Here is an 18,614-nt window from a genome sequence, read left to right as displayed (position 1 = left end):
GCGCGGGGGGTTTCTTGAGCGATCAGGCGGCGGTGGCGGGCGCGCCCTGGAGGGACTTCAGGACCGGGTTGAGGCGGGCGAAGAAGCCGGCCAGGTCCTGCTGGAAGTAGAAGTGGTCGCCGGGCAGCACCACGGGGGCGACGTCGTTCCCGGCGACGAGCGCCCAGCCGTCGAGCAGGTCGACCGGCACGATCGGGTCGACGTCGCCGCCGAAGACGGCCACCGGGCAGGCGAGCCGCACGTCGGGGGCGGTGCAATGGTAGGCGTCGTCGATGGCGAAGTCGGCGCGGATGGACGGCAGGACGATCTCGCGGAGCTCCGGGTCGTCGAGGATGCCGTCGTCGGTGCCGCCGCGCTCCTTGATGGAGGCGACCAGCTCGTCGTCGTCGAGCCGCTCGGGGTGGACGGGCGCCTGGTTGGGCAGGACGGGCGCCCTGCAGGCGGAGGCGACGAGGCCGAGCGGGGTGCGACCGGCGGCCTGGAGCGCCCGGACCACCTCGAAGGCGACGAGGGAGCCCATGCTGTGCCCGAGGACGACCAGCGGGCCGGTGTCGCCGGGGAGGGCGTCCACGACGGGGAGGGCGAGGTCGTCGACGGAGCCGGGCAGGTCCTCGCAGTAGCGGGCGCCACGGCCCGGGTACTGGCCGATGAGCAGCCGGACGTCGGCAGGGAGGTGCTCGCGCCAGCCGCTGTAGGCGTGGGCGTTGCCGCCGGCGTGCGGCAGCACAAGCAGGGACAGGCGGTGCGGGGCGTCGCCGGGCAGGTCCCAGACGACGTCCTCGGGCGCGGGGGTGAAGGCGGGGGTGGAGTGGGTGCTCATGAGCTGATCCGATCCGTTGCGTTGCGGCGGCGGAGGGCGGGGCGCGCCTTCCGGGCCGGAGCGGTCCTGAGGGAGTCGATGTGCGCGGCGAGGCGGGCCGGGGTGGGGTGCTGGAAGACGTCGCGGACGGTGAGCCGCACGTCGAGAGCTCCGGCGATGTGGTTGGTGAGGCGGGCCCCGAGGAGGGAGTGGCCGCCGTGGTGGAAGAAGTCGTCGTCGATGGTGAGGGCGGTGTCGGTGTCGAGGGTGCGGGTGAAGAGGTCGAGGACGGTCTCTTCGAGGGGTGTGCGGGGTGCGCGTCCGCCGCTGGAGAGCGCGGCCGGGGCGGGCAGGGCCCGCTTGTCGATCTTGCCGTTGGGGGTCAGCGGCAGCCGGTCGAGCACGGTCACGTGACTGGGGACCAGGTGCTCGGGCAGCCGGTCGGCGGCATGCCGCCGGATGTCCTCCGGCGCGACACCCTCGCCCTCCACCACCAGGTACGCGGCAAGCCGCTCGTCATGGACGGTGACCACGGCCTGCGTGACCTGCGGGTGAGTGAGGAGCGCGGCCTCGGTCTCGCCGGGCTCGACCCGGAAGCCCCGGATCTTGATCTGGTCGTCGGCCCGGCCCTCGTACACCAACCGCCCGTCCCGGTCGAAGCGGACGAGGTCGCCGGTGCGGTAGAGGCGGGTCCCGGGCGGGCCGTAGGGGTCGGGGACGAAGCGGGTGGCGGTGAGGTCGGGCCGGCCGAGGTAGCCGTGGGCCAGGCCGTCACCGGTGAGGTACAGCTCGCCGGTCACGCCGGGCGGGCAGAGGTTGAGGGAGGGGTCCAGGACGTAGGCACCCTTGTTGAGGAGCGGGACGCCGATGGGGACGAGGGTGTGGGGCCGGTCGGCGGGCCGGATGAGGTGGGTGGTGGTGAAGCCCATGGACTCGGCCGGGCCGTACCCGTTGACGACCTCGATGCCGGGCCGGAGCGACTGCAGCTTGTGGACGTGGGCCGGGGAGGCGGCCTCGCCGCCGGTGTAGGCGACGGTGACGGTGTCGAAGACCCCGGGGTGCTCGTCGACGAGGAAGTTGAACAGGCTCGCCGACAGCTGGAGCATCGTCACCCCGTGACGACGCGACAGTTCGTCGACCAGCACCGGCTCCGGCCGCTGCCCCGGCTGCAACACCGTCGTCCCGCCGTGCAGCAACGCACCCCAGAACTCCAGACTGAACGCGTCCCAGGAGACCGGCGAGCACTGCAGGAACACCTCCCCCTCACCGAACCGCCCGTACGACTGACCACTCACCGTCGACACCAGGTTCCGGTGCGACGACAAGATCCCCTTCGGCCGGCCCGTGGAACCGGAGGTGAACATGAGGCACGCGGGGTCGTCGGGCCCGAGCGGGACGCCCAGGTCGTCGGCGGCCGCGTCGGCCGGCCGGTCGGCGGCGTGGGTGACCGTCCAGGGGCCGGAGACGCGCCCGGCCAGGGCCGGGGAGGTGACGAGGTGGGCGATGCCCGCGTCGGCGGCGCCGGAGCGCAGCCGCTCGTCGGGGAAGTCGGGGTCGAGCAGGGTGTAGGCCGCGCCGGTCTTGAGCACGGCGAGGACCGCGATCGCGAAGTCGCCGCCCCGGTCGAGCAGCACGCCCGCCATATCGCCCCGCCCCAGGCCCTGTTCGACCAGGTGACGGGCCAAACGGTTGGCGGAGGCGTTGAGTTCGGCGTACGAGATCCTCCGCTCACCGTCCACCAGCGCCGTCCGCTCCGGAACCCGCGCCACCTGCTCCTCGAAGCGCCCGACCAGCGAACCCTCCGCCACACCGGAGACCTTGGAACCAGCCCACGAACCGGTCAACAACTCCCGCTCCTCGGACGCCAGGACCTCCAGCGCGGAGAGAGGGCGGCCCGGGTCGGCGAGGACCTGTTCCAGTACGCGGCCGAGGACGTCGCCCATGCGCCGTACCGTGTCGGCCTCGAAGAGGTCGGCGGCGTAGAGCACCGCGCCGTGCAGACCGCGCCGGTCATCGGAGCGGAGCAGGAACTCGAGGTCGAACTTGGCGGAGCCGTTGCCGGCGCCGGAGACGGCGGTGGTGACACCAGGGAGGTCCAGCTCGGGCACGGCGCCGAGGTCGAGTCCGAGGCAGATCTGGAAGAGGGGGTGCCGGGAGAGCGTCCGGGTGGGGTTGAGGGCTTCCAGGACCAGGTCGAAGGGCGCCTCCTGGTGGGCGAAGGCGTCCAGGTCGGCCGTACGGACCCGGCCCAGAAGCTCACGGAAGCTCGGGTCACCCGAGCTGTCCGTGCGCAGCACCAGCGTGTTCACGAAGAACCCGACCAGACCGTTCAGCACCTCGTCGCTCCGGCCCGCCACCGGCGAACCGATCGCCAGGTCCGCACCCGCACCCAGCCGCGACAGAGCCGCCACCAGCGCCGCGTGCACCACCATGAACGGCGAGCAACCCTCCTCCCGGGCGAGGGCGGTGATCCCCTCGAAGACATGTGACCCGAGGTCGAGCGCGATCTCCCCGCCCCGGTGGGAGGCGGTGAGCGGACGCGGGTGGTCGAGCGTGAGCCCGTGACTCTCGGGGAGGCCGGCCAGGTTCTGCCGCCAGTAGTCCAGTTCGCGGCCGAGGAGACTCTCGGAGGAGTCCGCAGAACCGAGAACACGACGCTGCCAAGCCGCGTAGTCGGCGTACCGCACCGTCAGCGGCTCAAGGACCGGCCCCTCGCCCGCCGCACGAGCCGCATAGGCCCGCTCCAGATCGGCGAAGAACACCCCGTTCGACAGACCGTCCGTCGCGACATGGTGCAGGACCAGCGCAAGGACCGCCGCATCGTCGTCAAGCCGGAAGAGCGTGGCCCGTACGGGAATCTCCGACGCCAGATCGAAGACCCGCCCAGCCACCTCGGCAAGCCCGGCGTCCAGACCGTCGGCATCCACCCACCGCTGCTCGACCGCCAGTCGTGCCCGCTCGGGGGCCAGGACCCGCTGGAACGGCTCCCCGTCCACCGCCTCGAACACCGTCCGCAACGGAGCATGCCGCTCCACCACATCGTTCAACGCCGCCTCCAGGGCGGCCACATCAAGACCGGCACCATCGAAACGCACCACCGTCGGGACGTTGTACGCCGCACTCCCGCCATCGAGCTGCGCCAGCAGCCACAACCGCCTCTGCGCATACGACGCCGGCACCAACTCACCGTCACCCTCCCCCGGCACCAGCGACGGAAGGAGACCCGAACCGGTCGCCCCGCCGCCGCTCTCCGCGATCAGCTCCGCGAGCCCGGCCGGCGTCGGCCGCCCGAAGACATCCCGGATCGTCAGCCGGACGCCCAGCGCCTCCGCGACGCGGTTCGTCAGACGGGCCGCCAGCAGGGAGTGGCCTCCGTGATGGAAGAAGTCGTCGTCGATGGTGAGGGCGGTGTCGGTGTCGAGGGTGCGGGTGAAGAGGTCGAGGACGGTCTCTTCGAGGGGTGTGCGGGGTGCGCGTCCGCCGCTGGAGAGCGCGGCCGGGGCGGGCAGGGCCCGCTTGTCGATCTTGCCGTTGGGGGTCAGCGGCAGCCGGTCGAGCACGGTCACGTGACTGGGGACCAGGTGCTCGGGCAGCCGGTCGGCGGCATGCCGCCGGATGTCCTCCGGCGCGACACCCTCGCCCTCCACCACCAGGTACGCGGCAAGCCGCTCGTCATGGACGGTGACCACGGCCTGCGTGACCTGCGGGTGAGTGAGGAGCGCGGCCTCGGTCTCGCCGGGCTCGACCCGGAAGCCCCGGATCTTGATCTGGTCGTCGGCCCGGCCCTCGTACACCAACCGCCCGTCCCGGTCGAAGCGGACGAGGTCGCCGGTGCGGTAGAGGCGGGTCCCGGGCGGGCCGTAGGGGTCGGGGACGAAGCGGGTGGCGGTGAGGTCGGGCCGGCCGAGGTAGCCGTGGGCCAGGCCGTCACCGGTGAGGTACAGCTCGCCGGTCACGCCGGGCGGGCAGAGGTTGAGGGAGGGGTCCAGGACGTAGGCACCCTTGTTGAGGAGCGGGACGCCGATGGGGACGAGGGTGTGGGGCCGGTCGGCGGGCCGGATGAGGTGGGTGGTGGTGAAGCCCATGGACTCGGCCGGGCCGTACCCGTTGACGACCTCGATGCCGGGCCGGAGCGACTGCAGCTTGTGGACGTGGGCCGGGGAGGCGGCCTCGCCGCCGGTGTAGGCGACGGTGACGGTGTCGAAGACCCCGGGGTGCTCGTCGACGAGGAAGTTGAACAGGCTCGCCGACAGCTGGAGCATCGTCACCCCGTGACGACGCGACAGTTCGTCGACCAGCACCGGCTCCGGCCGCTGCCCCGGCTGCAACACCGTCGTCCCGCCGTGCAGCAACGCACCCCAGAACTCCAGACTGAACGCGTCCCAGGAGACCGGCGAGCACTGCAGGAACACCTCCCCCTCACCGAACCGCCCGTACGACTGACCACTCACCGTCGACACCAGGTTCCGGTGCGACGACAAGATCCCCTTCGGCCGGCCCGTGGAACCGGAGGTGAACATCACGCAGGCCACGTCGTCGCCGGTCGGCACCGTGCCCAGGTTCCCTCCCGGGAGGTCGGCCAGCTCGTCGGGTGCGCAGACGACGGTCTCCCACGGCCCGTCCACCCGCCCGGCGGCGGCGCGGTCCGCGTCCGTGACGAGCAGGCCGATGCCCGCGTCGGCGGCGGCGGCGCGCAGCCGCTCGTCCGGGAACTCCGGGTCGAGGAGCGTGTACCCGGCGCCTGTCTTCGTCACCGCGAGGACCGCGATCGCGAAGTCGCCGCCCCGTTCGAGCAGCACGCCCGCCATGTCACCCTGCCCCAAGCCCTGTTGGACCAAGTGACGGGCCAAACGGTTGGCGGAGACGTTCAGTTCGGCGTACGAGATCCTCCGCTCACCGTCCACCAGCGCCGTCCGCTCCGGAACCCGCGCCACCTGCTCCTCGAAGCGCCCGACCAGCGAACCCTCCGCCACACCAGGGACCTTGGAACCAGCCCAGGGGCCGGTCAACAACTCCCGCTCCTCGGGCGCCAGGATCTCCAGGGCGGAGAGAGCGGCTCCGGGCTCGGCGAGGGCGTGGTGGAGGACCTGTCCGAGGACCGACGTCACGCGCCGGACCGACTCCTCGTCGAAGAGGTCGGCGGCGAAGAGGACCGTGGCGCGCAGGCCGTGCTCGTCGTCGGAACGGAGGAAGAACTCCAGGTCGAACTTGGCGGAGCCGCTGGTGATCTTCTGCATGGGCGCCGGCGCGACTCCGGGGAGCGCGAGCGGCTTGGTGGCGTCGGCGCCGCTCTCCAGGGTCAGGCAGATCTGGAAGAGGGGGTGCCGGGAGAGCGTCCGGGTGGGGTTGAGGGCTTCCAGGACCAGGTCGAAGGGCGCCTCCTGGTGGGCGAAGGCGTCCAGGTCGGCCGTACGGACCCGGCCCAGGAGCTCACGGAAGCTCGGGTCACCCGAGCTGTCCGTGCGCAGCACCAGCGTGTTCACGAAGAACCCGACCAGACCGTTCAGCACCTCGTCGCTCCGGCCCGCCACCGGCGAACCGATCGCCAGGTCCGCACCCGCACCCAGCCGCGACAGAGCCGCCACCAGCGCCGCGTGCACCACCATGAACGGCGAGCAACCCTCCGCCTCGGCCAGCAGCTTCGCCCGCCGGAAGAGGTCGGCGCCCAGGTCCAGTTCGACCTGGCCGCCCCGGTGCGAGGCACGTACCGGCCGGGAGCGGTCGAGCGTGAGCCCGTGACTCTCGGGGAGGCCGGCCAGGCTCTGCCGCCAGAAGTCCAGTTCGCGGCCGAGGAGACTCTCGGAGGAGTCCGCAGAACCGAGAACACGACGCTGCCAAGCCGCGTAGTCGGCGTACCGCACCGTCAGCGGCTCAAGGACCGACCCCTCGCCCACCGCACGAGCCGCGTAAGCCTGCTCCAGGTCGGCGAAGAACACGCCGTTCGACAGACCGTCCGTGGCGACATGGTGCAGGACCAGCGCAAGGACCGACGCATCGTCGTCAAGCCGGAAGAGCGTGGCCCGTACGGGAATCTCCGACGCCAGATCGAAGACCCGCCCAGCCACCTCGGCAAGCCCGGCGTCCAGACCCTCGGCATCCACCCACCGCTGCTCGACCGCCAGTCGTGCCCGCTCGGAGGCCAGAACCCGCTGGAACGGCTCCCCGTCCACCGCCTCGAACACCGTCCGCAACGGAGCATGCCGCTCCACCACATCGTTCAACGCCGCCTCCAGGGCGGCCACATCAAGACCGGCACCATCGAAACGCACCACCGTCGGGACGTTGTACGCCGCACTCCCGCCATCGAGCTGCGCCAGCAGCCACAACCGCCGCTGCGCATACGACGCCGGCACCAACTCACCGTCACCCTCCCCCGGCACCAGCGACGGAAGGAGACCCGAACCGGTCGCCCCGCCGCCGCTCTCCGCGATCAGCTCCGCGAGCCCGGCCGGCGTCGGCCGCCCGAAGACATCCCGGATCGTCAGCCGGACGCCCAGCGCCTCCGCGACGCGGTTCGTCAGACGGGCCGCCAGCAGGGAGTGGCCTCCGTGATGGAAGAAGCTGTCGTCGATGCCGATCGTGTCCGGGGCCTTGTCGAGGGTCAGCCCGTAGAGGGCGGTGAGGACCTCCTCGGTCTCGTTGCGCGGGGCACGGCGGGCGGTCAGGAGGGCGGCGGGGGCGGGCAGGGCACGCTTGTCGATCTTGCCGTTGGGGGTGACCGGGAGACGGTCGAGGACGGTGACGTAGGTGGGGACGAGGTGTTCGGGGAGCCGCTCGGCGACGTGCCCGCGGATGGCCTCCGGGTCGGGGGCGTCCTCGCCGTCGGTCACGAGATAGGCGGCCAGGCGGTGTTCGTGGACGGTGACGACGGCCTGGGTGACCCGCGGGTGGGAGAGGAGGACGGCCTCGGTCTCGCCGGGCTCGATGCGGAAGCCACGGATCTTGATCTGGTCGTCGGCCCGGCCCTCGTAGACGATCCGTCCGTCGGCGTCGAAGCGGGCGAGGTCGCCCGTGCGGTAGAGCCGGCCGCCGGGGGTGGTGCCGATCGGGTCGGGGACGAAGCGGGCGGCGGTGAGGTCGGGGCGGCCCAGGTAACCGTGGGCCAGGCCGTCGCCCGCGACGTACAGCTCGCCCGTGACGCCCGGAGGGCAGAGTTCGAGGCGGGCGTCGAGGACGTAGGCGGGCTTGTTGACGAGGGGGGTGCCGACGGGGATCGCCGGGTGCGGGTGCTCGCCGGGCTCGACCGTGTGGGTCGTGGCGAAGATCATGACCTCGGCGGGGCCGTAGCCGTTCAGGACGGTGATGCCGGGCTTGAGCCGCTGGAGCTTGTGGACGTGGGCCGGGGAGGCCGCCTCGCCGACGGTGAAGGCGGTGGTGACGGTCTCGAACGCCTCGGGGTGCTCGTCGACGAGGAAGTTGAAGAGCGTCGCGGAGAGCAGGAGCGTGGTGACGCCGTGGCGGCGGGACAGCTCGGTGACGAGGGTCGGTTCGGGCTTCTGGCCGGGCTGGAGGACGGCGGAGCCGCCGTGCAGGAGCGGGCCCCAGAATTCCAGGCTGAAGGCGTCCCAGGAGACCGGCGAGCACTGGAGGTAGACCTCGTCGGGGCCGGTGGGGAGGTACGGCTGGCCGATGAGGGTGGCGACGAGGTTGCGGTGCGAGGACAGGATGGCCTTGGGGCGGCCGGTCGAGCCCGAGGTGAACATGAGGCAGGCGGGGTCGTCGGGGCTGATCGGCACGCCGAGGTCGTCGGCGACGGCGTCCGGGCCGGGGCGTCGTACGGCGTGGGTGACGGTCCAGGGGCCGTCGGCGCGGGCGGCGAGGGCCGCGGTGGTGACGAGGTGGGTGATCCCCGCGTCGGTGGCGGCCGAGCGGAGCCGCTCCTCGGGGAAGTCGGGGTCGAGGAGGACGTGGCCCGCGCCGGTCTTGAGGACGGCGAGGAGGGCGGTGGCGAAGGGGATGCCGCGCTCCAGCAGGATGCCGGCCATCGCGCCGCGCCCGAGGCCGCCGTCGCGCAGCTCGCGGGCGAGGTGGTTGGCGGAGGCGTTGAGTTCGGCGTACGTGACGGCGCCGGCGGCGTCGATCAGGGCGGGGCGGTCGGCGTGGAGTCGTACCTGCTCCTCGAAGCGGGCGACGAGCGTGGTCTCCACCGGCTGCGCGACGGGTCCGGCCCAGGCCCCGGTGAGGAGCGCTCGCTCGTCGTCGTCGAGGAGCGCGAGGTCGGCCACGGTGGCGCTCTGGTGCGTGTCCCCGTTCTCCGCCAGGTACCGGGTGACGAAGGCGGTGAAGCGGTCCTGGTGGGCGGTGACCAGGGCCGGGTCGACCTCCTGGACCGGGGTGTCGAAGTCGATGCGGAGGCCGTGGGCGGGGCCGAGGTCGAGGACGGCGACGCTGAGGTCGTCGACGGGGCCGTTGCTGACGTTGTGGTTGACGGTCGGGTGGCCGCCGACGGTCAGTTCGGCGTGGAAGCCCATGATGTTGAGGACCGGCGTGGCAAGGCGGCGGGTGCCGTCGATGACACCGGCCTCGCGGCCGAGGTCCTCGTAGCGGGTCCGCTGGTGGCGCAGGCCGTGCTTGACCTCGGTGGACACGGTGCGCACCAGGTCGGCGAGGCGGTCCTCCGGGCGGACCCGGAGGCGCAGCGGCACGACGTTCGACATCATGCCGGGGGTGCTGCGGGCGGCGCGGGTGGTGCGGCCGGTGACGGGCAGGGCGATCATCAGTTCCTGGCGGCCGGTGACGCGCTGGAGGTAGGCGGCGAAGAGCGCCACGAGCAGCACGGACCAGGAGACGCGGGCGGCGCGGGCGACGGTGCGCAGGCGTTCGGCGTCGGCCGGGGAGACGGGGACGCTGCGGCGGGCGAAGGGCAGTTCGCCGTGTGCGGACGGTGCCCGGTCACGGCCCCGGACGAGGCCGGCGGGCGCGTCGGGGGCGTCGGCCAGGTGGGCGCGCCAGGCGGCCCGGTCGGCGGCGGCCTCCTCGGAGGCGCGGTAGGCGGCGTCTTCGGCGAGCAGTTCGGCGAGCGTGCCGAACGGGGTGTCGCCCCACGGCTCGCCCGCGACGGCCCGCTCGTACAGCTCGACCAGCCGGGCGAGGGCCATGGAGACGCCGACGCCGTCGACGACCAGGTGGTGGAAGCCGTAGAAGTAGAAGAACCGATCCTCCGCGAGCTTGATCAGCGCGCACCGGACGGGGGCCTCACCGGTGAGGTCGAAGGGCGCGCTGATCAGCGCGTCGATCAGGTCCCAGGCCGCGCCCTCGGGGTCGACGGCCCCGCTGAGGTCGGTGAAGGCCAGCGTGCGTTCCCCGGCGTCGGCGTCGAGGAGCTGCCAGACCTGCTCGCCGTCGTCCTCGAAGCGCTGCACGCGGAGGAAGTCGGCCTCGTCGACCAGGCGTCGCCAGGCGGCCCCCATCAGCTCCGGGTCGACCGGGCCCTGGATCTCCCGGCATTCGCCGACGTTGTACTTGATGCCGGTGGGGTCGAGGAGGTGGGCCGTCCAGATGTCCCGCTGGGCTACCGAGAGCGGCAACCGGACGGCGGCCGGTGCGGAGGCGACGGGCTTGTCGAACGGCATGGGGGCTCCTGGTGGTGACCGGGGTCGGTGGCCGGGTCGACGGCCGGAAACGGTGGCAACGGCGGGGACGTCTGCGGTCGGCCGCCGCGTTCGGCGGCCGGGCAGTGGCCATACAACCCGTGCGCGGGCCCCGCGAGCGGCAGTTGATCCGGCGGTACGGCAGCGGATCGGCGGCGCTGCGGCAGTCAGGCGGCAGCGGCGGGGGCAGCGGCGGCGGGGGCCTCCGCCGCAGCGGCGCCGGTTCCGTCGGCAGGGGCCAGGGCGGCGCGGACGACGCACAGCACCCGGAAGCCGGAGCGGCCGTGGTCGGTGCTGGGGCGGATGACACCGCCGATGAGCAGGGCGCGGACCATGCGGCCGCCGTCCGGGAGGGGCCTGCCGGTGAGTCGGACGACGTCGTCGAGCCCGAAGTCCGGGGCGGGGGTGTCCTGGGCGGCGCAGAGGGCGGTGAGGAGGTTCCGCTGCTCCGGCGGGAGGGCGCTGACGGTGCGGGCGACGCGGTCGCGGAGGCGGGAGCCGCTGTGCCCGTCGGCGAGGTGGTCGAGGACGGCGGCGGGGTCGGTCTCGACGATGCCGCGCAGGGTGGGCAGGTCGCAGACGCTGAGCCAGGAGGCCGCGGCGGCGAGTGCGAGGGGGTGTCCGTCGAGGCGGTGGGCGATCCAGGCGGTGTGGGCCAGGGTCTGCTCGTCGCCGAGGAGTTCGGGCCGCATCCGGCGGAGCCGGGCGAGGAGGAAGCGTACGGCGGGCGCGTCCGCGCCGGGGGCCGTGGGGCCCACCGGGAGGGGGGCGTCCAGGGGGGCGAGGAGGAACAGGCGCTCGCCGGGGACGTTCCAGGGGGTGTCGGCGGTGAGGAGGAGGCGCAGGCCGGGCAGTTCGCGGCGGAGCCGGGTGAGGCGGCCGAAGTCGAGCCGGGCGGTGTCGACGCCGTCCAGGACCAGCAACGCCTCGCGGTCGCCGAGCGCGGCGGCGAGGGCGACGGGCGGCAGCTCGCCGGAGGAGGAAGGGGAGGAGGGGGAAGCGGCGGCGGCGCCGCCGGGTCTGTGCCCGTGGGCGGGGCCGTACGGGTCGGTGGCGCCGGACGCGGCGGACGGTCCGGCTCCCTGGAGATAGGCGGCGTCGGCGTACGCGGGGGACGCTCCGACTCCGGAGGTACGGGCGGCCTCGGCGTACGGGCCGGACGCTCCGGCTCCGTGGGGATGGGTGGCGTCGGTGTACGCGGCGGCTCCCTGGAGATAGGCGGCGCAGTCGGCGACGAGGTCGGCGAGCGGGTCCTCGTCGGCTGCCGGGAGGCAGTCGGTGACGGCGCCGGGGGCGGTGTACCAGAGGACGGGGAAGCCGCTCTCGTGCAGGCGGGCGGCGGTCTCCAGGGCGAGGCGGGTCTTGCCGACGCCGCTCAGGCCCACGACGGTGACGAGCCGCTCGGCACCGGAGCGCAGCTCCTCGGCGAGGATCGCGGCCTCGGCCTCCCGGCCGATCAGCGGGTGCAACGGGACGGGCGGGGCGCAGCGCTCCGGAAGGAGGTGCCGGCCGGCGCCGCCCTGGTGGCCCCGGGAGACGGACTCCTCCAGGGCGGTGCGGGCCCTCGGGCCGAGGCGGAGTCCGTCGGCTATCAGCCGGATCGTGTCGGCGCGGGGCCGCAGGGCCTTCCCCTTCTCCAGGTCGCGGATGGCGCGGACGCTGATGGTGGAGAGGTCGGCGAGTTCGCGCTGGGTGAGGCCGATGCGGAGGCGGTGTCCCCGGATGAGGGTGCCCAGAGCGGCGGTGGCCGTCGGCGTGCCCTCGAGGGAAAGACCGGTCGTCATGGAGAGCTCCCGCTGGTCAGATGGGGGCGAGTGCCGGGAAGCGACCTGGTCAAGGCTGCTTCCTGCGGTGTCTCGCCGGCTGCTGGGAACCATCCTCCGAATCCGGCTATCCGTGGGGCATCCCGGCGCTAACCGGCATCGGGGGCGGGTCGGGCGTCCGGGAGGTGCCCCGTGATAGCGCGGCGGGGCCGAGGATAGGGGTGCCAGGGAGCGTGATAGGGGTTGCGGTCCGGTGATAGCGGGGTGATAAGGCTGCGGCCGGTGCGGTGAATCCGCTCGTTCCTAAGTTGGTGTTCAGAAGGAAACGCCAGCCCCGAACGATACGGAGAACATGATGTCGAAGACCGCCGCCGCCACCCGTAACGCCCTCCGCGCCGCCGTCACCTCCGCGCTGATCGTCCTGGTGACGGGCGCCGGCCTCCAGACCAGCTGGGCCGACGAGCCGGTCCCGGCGACGGGCACCCCGAGCACCTCCACCACGACCGGCACCACCCCCGAGGGCTGCGACCCGACCGCCACCACGGGCACGGGCACCACCGGGACCCCCACCTGCACCGAGAACAACCCCTGGGACTGACCCCGTACGACGAGGGGCGCCGCCCCTCAGCAGGCGCCGAGCAGTCGCTCCGCCTCCGTGAGTTCCCGGGCCATGCGACGGTCCCGGAAGACCTCGACCGCCGGAGTGAGCAGTTCCCGTGAGCGTCCCGGCTCCGTCGTCAGAAGCCGTGCGAGGTCCAGGCGCGCGAGCGCGCCCCCGCTAAAATCCATGATCTGCTCCCGCGCCGATACGGCGCGGTCGAAGAAGTCCCGTGCCCGGTCCGGCCGTCCCATGACGGTGAAGGCGTGGCCGAGGTCCCGCAGCAGGTGCCCTTCCCCGATGACGTCGCCGGAGTCCCGGCAGAGTTCGAGCACCTCGGTGAAGGTGAGGACCGCCAGTTCGCTCCGTCCCTGTTCGAGGAGGAGTTGGCCGACGCGCCGCAGGGTGCGTGCCCGGCCGCCGGTGTATCCGATGCCCTCGTAGATGTCGAGCGCCTCGTCGAGCTGTCGCTGAGCGGTGTCGATCTCGCCCTGCCGCATGCGGATGTGGGCGCTCTGGGTGAGGACGATCGCGCGGCCGACGACGTCGCCGGCGCGGTCGAAGTCGGCGAGGGAACGCCCGTAGAGCTCCAGTGCGGTGATGTCGTCGCCGCCGGTGCGCGCGATGAGCGCCATGTCGCGGCGGCAGAGGGCCTCGCCCATGGGGTCGTCGAGGGCCTGGAAGACGTCGAGGGCCGAGTTCAGGGCCTGGCGGGCGGTGTCGTACTGGTTGCGGCTCATGTAGAGCGAGCCGAGCGAGGCGCGGATCGCGGCGGTGCCGCGCAGGTTTCCGGCCTTGCGGACGGCGGCGAGGGCGATGCGGTGGGTCCGCTCCCAGAGGTCGTAGTGGCCGCGCACCTCGAAGAGGGTGACGAGTGAGGTGGCGAGGTCCCAGCTGAGGTCGTGGAGGCCCTCGTCGGCTGCGTGCTCGACCATGCCGACGAGCGCGCCCTGTTCGGCGTCGAGCCAGGTGAGCGGGTCGGCGAGTGCCTCGTCGGTGTAGACGGCCGGGGGTTCCCAGCGGGGTGCGTCGCCGTGCAGGACGGTGAAGTCGCCCCCGTACACCTTGCGGTGGGCCTGCTGGACGAGGTGCATCCAGCCGCCGGCCATGCGGGCGAAGGCGGCCTTCCGCTCCTCGGGCGGGTGCTGGACGGCGAGTTGCTCGCGGGCGTAGACGCGGATGATCTCGTGGAAGCGGTAGCGGAAGCCTCCCGTCTCCATGCCGGCGACGTCGAGCATCTGCACGTCGACGAGGGGTTCGAGGAGGTCCGAGGGGAAGGGCCGGTGGTCGTCGAGGAGGGCGCCGGCGAGCCAGCTCGGCAGGGTGGGCGCCTGGGCCATGCTGAGGAGCCGCAGGAGGCTCCGGTCGCCGGGTGCGAGCCCCTCGTAGGTGAGGGAGAGGCTGGCGCGCATGGTCATCTCGCCGTGGGCGAGTTCGTCGAGCCGGTGCCGTTCGTTGGCGAGCCGGTGGACCATGGACGCGAGGGTCCAGTGGGGTCGGGCCGCGAGGCGGGCGGCGACGATGCGCAGGGCGAGCGGGAGCCGCCCGACGGTGCGGACGAGGGCTTCGGCGGCGGCGGCCTCGCCGGTGACGCGGTCCTCCCCGATGATGCGGGAGAGCAGCTCCAGAGCGCGGTCCTCGTCGAGCACGTCGAGCTCGACGCGGTGGGCGCCGGGCAGCGCGGTGAGGCGGGCGCGGCTGGTGACGAGGACGGCGCAGCCCCGGCTTCCGGGGAGCAGCGAGCGGACCTGGCCCTCTCCGGCGGCGTCGTCGAGGACGACGAGGACGCGGCGGGAGGCGAGTCTGGTGCGGTACATCTCGGCGCGCTCGTCGAGGGATTCGGGGATGAGCTGGCCGGGGATGCCGAGGGCGCGCAGGAAGCGTCCGAGGACCTCGACGGGGGTGGCGGGGGCACCGGTGGTGCCGCGCAGGTCGCAGTAGAGCTGTCCGTCGGGGAAGCCGGTCTCGGCGAGGGCGTGGGCGACGTGCACGGCGAGGGTGGACTTGCCGGTTCCGGGCTTGCCGGTGATCGCGGCGAGCGGGACGGTGCCGCGTCCGTCGCCACCGGCGAGGGCCTCTTCCAGGGCGGCGAGGCGTTGTCCGTCGGCGACGAAGTCGGCGATGTCGGCGGGCAGCTGGTGCGGGACGGTGTCCTGGCGAACCGTTTCAGCAGGGGGCGTCGCGGGGGCCTCGGCGGACGTCGGGGTCTGCTCCGCGCGCACCTCGGGGGCCGGTTCGGCGGGTCTCGCGGCGGGCACGGCGGGAGACGCGGCGGCGTTCGGCGGCGGGAGTTCGCCCGCGAGGATGGCGGCTTCGAGGTCGCGGAGTTCGCGGCTGGGTTCGAGTCCGAGCTCCTCGGCGAGGTAGCGGCGGGCGGTGCGGAAGGCTTCGAGGGCCTCGGCCTGGCGTCCGGACCAGTAGAGGGCCTGGATGAGCTGCCCGTGGAGCTTCTCGCGGAGCGGGTGTTCGTGGGTGAGGCGCTGGAGTTCGCCCACGAGTCGGTCGTGGCGGCCGAGTTCGAGCTCGATGCGGATGCGGAGCTCGACGGCGGCGAGGCGTTCCTCGTTGAGCTGGCGGGCCTTGTTGGCGAGTGGGCCGCTGTCGAGTCCGGTGAGGCATTCGCCCTGCCAGAGGGTGACGGCGGATCTGAGCAGGCCGACGGCCTCCTCGGCGTCACCGCTCTCGCGCAGCGCGCGGGCGCGCTGGACGAGGCTGGTGAAGAGGGCGGCGTCGACGTTCCCCGCGTTGGTGTGCAGCACGTAGCCCGGGGGCCGGGTCACCAGGGTGACCTCGCCCTCGGCACCGGCGAGCAGCTTGCGCAGTCGGGACACGCAGATCTGCACCTGGGTACGGGCGGTCTCCGGCGGGTTGTCCTCCCAGATGAGGTCCACGAGCTGACTCGTGCTCACCACCCGGTTGCTCTCCAGGAGCAGCGCGGCGAGAATCAGCTCCTGCCGACCCGGCGGGACGCGCAACGGCCCGGCGACTCCCTGGACCTGGAGCGGCCCCAGCACCCGGAAGGTCAGGCGCGACCCGCCCTGGACGTCCTCGTCCGCTAACCCACCGGCGGCAACAGCCACTGATCCCCCACCCAACAAGAAGAGTCGACACGCCAGGGCCAGACCGGACCACGCCGGGACGTCAGGCTCAAGTGAGGACAGTCTCCACATCTCTTCCCGCCCTGTCCATGCCGTGAAGATCCCGGTCAGGGATAGGGAGGCGATAACGCGGAGTTGGGGAGGCGCCGCAGAATCCTGGAGCGAGAGTGAAGGGGGTTGGCACCGTTGAACAGCCATGACGACACGAGGACCGTGTGGGCCGACGGAACGGGGGCGGTGGATCTGGTGACCGCCGCGGGCATCGACCACGTGCGGCTGGTCTACGACTACCTCGACGCGGGCGATCTGGACGGCTGCGCGTCCCTGCTGGACGACGCCGTGATCTTCGAGCTGCCGGGTCTGCCGCCGGTCCGGGGCCGCAGCGAGGCGGTGCGGGCGCATGTGGGGCACGTGCTGCCGACGGCCCGTCACGAGGTCGAGCAGCTGGTGGCGCGGGATCGTACGGTGATCGCCACGGGCCGCCGGGTCCCGGCGCCGACGACGGCCGTGCCGGACACCGCGGACCACCGCTTCGTCGACGTGTTCACCATCGCCCCGGACGGGATGGTCCGCACCTGTGTGCGCTACTACCACGCGACTCCCTGACGGAGGCGCCGGATCCCGCTTCCGGTACACGTGACCACACCCTCACGCCGCGCGCCCCTCTCAGGCACGCCTCCCCGGCGGCCGGCCGCCACCTCGGCGGCGGCCCGCGCAGCCCCGTGAGCAGCTGGGGCCACGCGGGTCCGCATCCTCCCTGGAGCGCGAAACCCCGGCTCAGCGCACCCGTCCCCGGGCCTTCAGCTGAGTCGCCGGCACCTCAGGGGCGTCCAGGCGGCCGCCGTCGTAGCCCTTGACCTCGCCGAAGCGGTCGCCGGTCATCCACTGCTCGCGGGCCGTGCGGATCTCCTCGTCCGTGCGGCCCACGAAGTTCCACCACATCACGATCTCCTCCTCGAAGGGCTCTCCGCCGAGGAGCATCAGGCCCGCGTCCGAGACGGCGCGGAGGGGGAGCTCGGTGCGGCCGCAGCCGAGGTAGAGCATCGAGCCGGGCAGGACGGGGACGCCGTCGACGTGGGCCTCGCCCGACATCGAAAGGACCGCGTACTCGAAGTCCGGATCCAGCGGGAGGCTCGTCTCCGTGCCGGCCGCCAGGGCCAGGTCTGCGCCGACCAGCGGGGTGTACGTGGTGCCCGGCGAGGTCGCACCGTCGAGGGCGCCGAGGATCACCGTGGCCGTGAGGCCGGGGGCCGTGACCTGGGGGAGGTCGGCGTGGTGCTGGAAGTGGGGCTCCACATGGCGGTGCGCGTCGGGGAGCGCGACCCAGAGCTGCGCGCCGTGCAGGAAGCGCGCGTGCGGCCGGGGGCTCTCCTCCGAGTGCGAGATCGCCCGGCCGGAGGTCATCAGGCCCAGCTCGCGCGGGCGGACCGTCTGCAGGCTGCCGGTGGAGTCGCGGTGCAGGACCTCGCCCTCATGGAGCCAGCTCACCGTCTGTAGTCCCATGTGCGGGTGCGGCGGCACCTGCATGCCCGGCTCGTCGGCGATGTCGTCGGGGCCGTAATGGTCGACGAACGCCCACGCGCCGACCATCCGCCGGCCCAGGTTGGGGAGCAGCCGACGGACCTCGGTCGACTCCCCCAGCTGCACCCGCCGCGGGCTGAGGAGTTCCCGTACGGGCTCCGCGACGACGAAGCCGCGACCACCGCACACCGTCAACGCGGCCTGACGATCCAGATTGCTCATGACACTCAACCTATCGTAGTGGAATGTTCAACCATCCAGGCTTGTTGACCTGGTCGACCGTCACACAGAGTGGCAGATCAGGGAAGCCGGAGAGGAAGAGCAAGTGAGCGACACGTACTACGAGTTCGGAACGGCCGGGGAACGCTGGGACCGCGCGCAGCTGTTCTTCGACGCCAAGGAGTACCGGACCGCCGTCCGCATCCTGCGTGGGCTCGTCGCCGAACACCCCGGCCAGACGGCCCAGCGGCTGCTCCTCGCGCGTGCCTACTACCACTCCGCCCAGCTCTCCCATGCCGAGTCCGAGCTGCGCGCCATCCTGGAGCGCGACCCGGTCGAGCACTACGCGCGGCTGATGCTCGGGCGCACGCTGGAGCGCCAGGGGCGCGCGGACGAGGCCGCTCCGCATCTGCGGATGGCCGCCGCCATGACGGGCGAGACCCTGTCCTGACACCGCTCCGACGCGAGCCTGCCCCCGTCCTGACGCCGTTCTGATACCCCCGCACGGTATGGTCGGGGCCAGGAGGTCCTGGCCTTGCGCACACGTCGAGCAGAACGCGGAAAGCACGGCATGCGAGCAGGAGGTGCCCTGGCGCACCTTCTGCTCGTCGTCGTGCTCGCGCTCGGGGTGTTCCTGATGCACGCCGTCGGCCACCCCGAGGGCTCCGGCGGTACGGAGGACACCACCGCGGCCGCCGGGCATGCGACCACCACCCACGCGGCCCCCGCCGACGGTGACCGTGACGGATCCGACGCGCGGCACGACCCCGGCGCCGGGATGGACATGACCACGCTCTGCGTGGCCGTCCTCGGCGCCTGGCTTCTCGCCGGGCTCGTCCGCGCCGCCTTCGCCCGCCGCCCCGACTGGCTCGCCGTGCTCCTCGCGCGCCTCACCCCCGCGCTGGGGCCCCATGCGCCACCGCGCCGGCCCCCCGACCTCACCCTGCTGTCCGTCCTGCGGATCTAGGCCGTACGCCACCGCGGGCGCCTCGCGCTGCCCGTGAACGCTTCGACCTGCCCTTTTCC

9 protein-coding genes are annotated in these 18,614 nt (G+C 72.9%); 4 read left to right on the top strand and 5 right to left on the bottom strand.

The genetic code is table 11. From position 1 onward, the window contains the following. Positions 1–22: 22 nt before the first annotated feature. From OG580_RS32440 to OG580_RS32430, 3 genes are all read right to left on the bottom strand, one after another. Entirely contained in the window at positions 23–820 is a 798-nt protein-coding gene (locus tag OG580_RS32440; protein ID WP_267047212.1) for a thioesterase II family protein, read from the bottom strand. Beyond that, positions 817–10,371 (bottom strand): non-ribosomal peptide synthetase, encoded by a 9,555-nt coding sequence (locus tag OG580_RS32435; RefSeq protein WP_267047211.1) that lies wholly within the window; start codon positions 10,369–10,371, stop codon positions 817–819. Before OG580_RS32435 ends, OG580_RS32440 begins: the two co-directional genes overlap by 4 nt. Before the next feature lie 185 nt (positions 10,372–10,556). Beyond that, a complete protein-coding gene (locus OG580_RS32430; protein WP_267047210.1) occupies positions 10,557–12,173 on the bottom strand; it encodes a helix-turn-helix transcriptional regulator in 1,617 nt (538 codons plus the stop codon). Between the two features lie 331 nt (positions 12,174–12,504). Between OG580_RS32430 and OG580_RS32425 the strand changes: the two genes are divergently transcribed. Beyond that, positions 12,505–12,750 carry a hypothetical protein gene (locus OG580_RS32425; protein WP_267047209.1) on the top strand — a complete coding sequence of 82 codons (246 nt, stop codon included), beginning with the start codon at positions 12,505–12,507 and terminating at the stop codon, positions 12,748–12,750. Positions 12,751–12,776: 26 nt separating this feature from the next. Here OG580_RS32425 and OG580_RS32420 read toward each other — a convergent pair whose 3' ends face one another. Beyond that, a complete protein-coding gene (locus OG580_RS32420) occupies positions 12,777–15,764 on the bottom strand; it encodes an AfsR/SARP family transcriptional regulator (protein ID WP_267048207.1) in 2,988 nt (995 codons plus the stop codon). 270 nt (positions 15,765–16,034) lie between these two features. On the opposite strand from OG580_RS32420, the gene OG580_RS32415 reads away from it, so the two are divergent. Then, positions 16,035–16,454 carry a nuclear transport factor 2 family protein gene (locus OG580_RS32415; protein WP_267047208.1) on the top strand — a complete coding sequence of 140 codons (420 nt, stop codon included), beginning with the start codon at positions 16,035–16,037 and terminating at the stop codon, positions 16,452–16,454. 171 nt (positions 16,455–16,625) lie between these two features. Here OG580_RS32415 and OG580_RS32410 read toward each other — a convergent pair whose 3' ends face one another. After that, positions 16,626–17,591, bottom strand: coding sequence for a pirin family protein (locus tag OG580_RS32410; protein WP_267047207.1), 966 nt, complete (start codon positions 17,589–17,591; stop codon positions 16,626–16,628). Positions 17,592–17,694: 103 nt separating this feature from the next. On the opposite strand from OG580_RS32410, the gene OG580_RS32405 reads away from it, so the two are divergent. Together OG580_RS32405 and OG580_RS32400 are read left to right on the top strand one after the other, a co-directional pair. Further along, the gene (locus tag OG580_RS32405) at positions 17,695–18,039 is read left to right on the top strand and encodes a M48 family metallopeptidase (protein ID WP_267047206.1); all 345 of its coding nucleotides are present in this window, start codon (positions 17,695–17,697) and stop codon (positions 18,037–18,039) included. Positions 18,040–18,159: 120 nt separating this feature from the next. Next, positions 18,160–18,555, top strand: coding sequence for a DUF6153 family protein (locus OG580_RS32400; protein ID WP_267047205.1), 396 nt, complete (start codon positions 18,160–18,162; stop codon positions 18,553–18,555). The last annotated feature ends 59 nt before the right edge of the window (positions 18,556–18,614 follow it).

It is taken from the genome of Streptomyces sp. NBC_00094, from assembly GCF_026343125.1.
Lineage (GTDB): Bacteria > Actinomycetota > Actinomycetes > Streptomycetales > Streptomycetaceae > Streptomyces.
The sequence above is the reverse complement of the archived record's forward strand: the minus strand, read 5'-3'. Positions and strand labels throughout refer to the sequence as shown.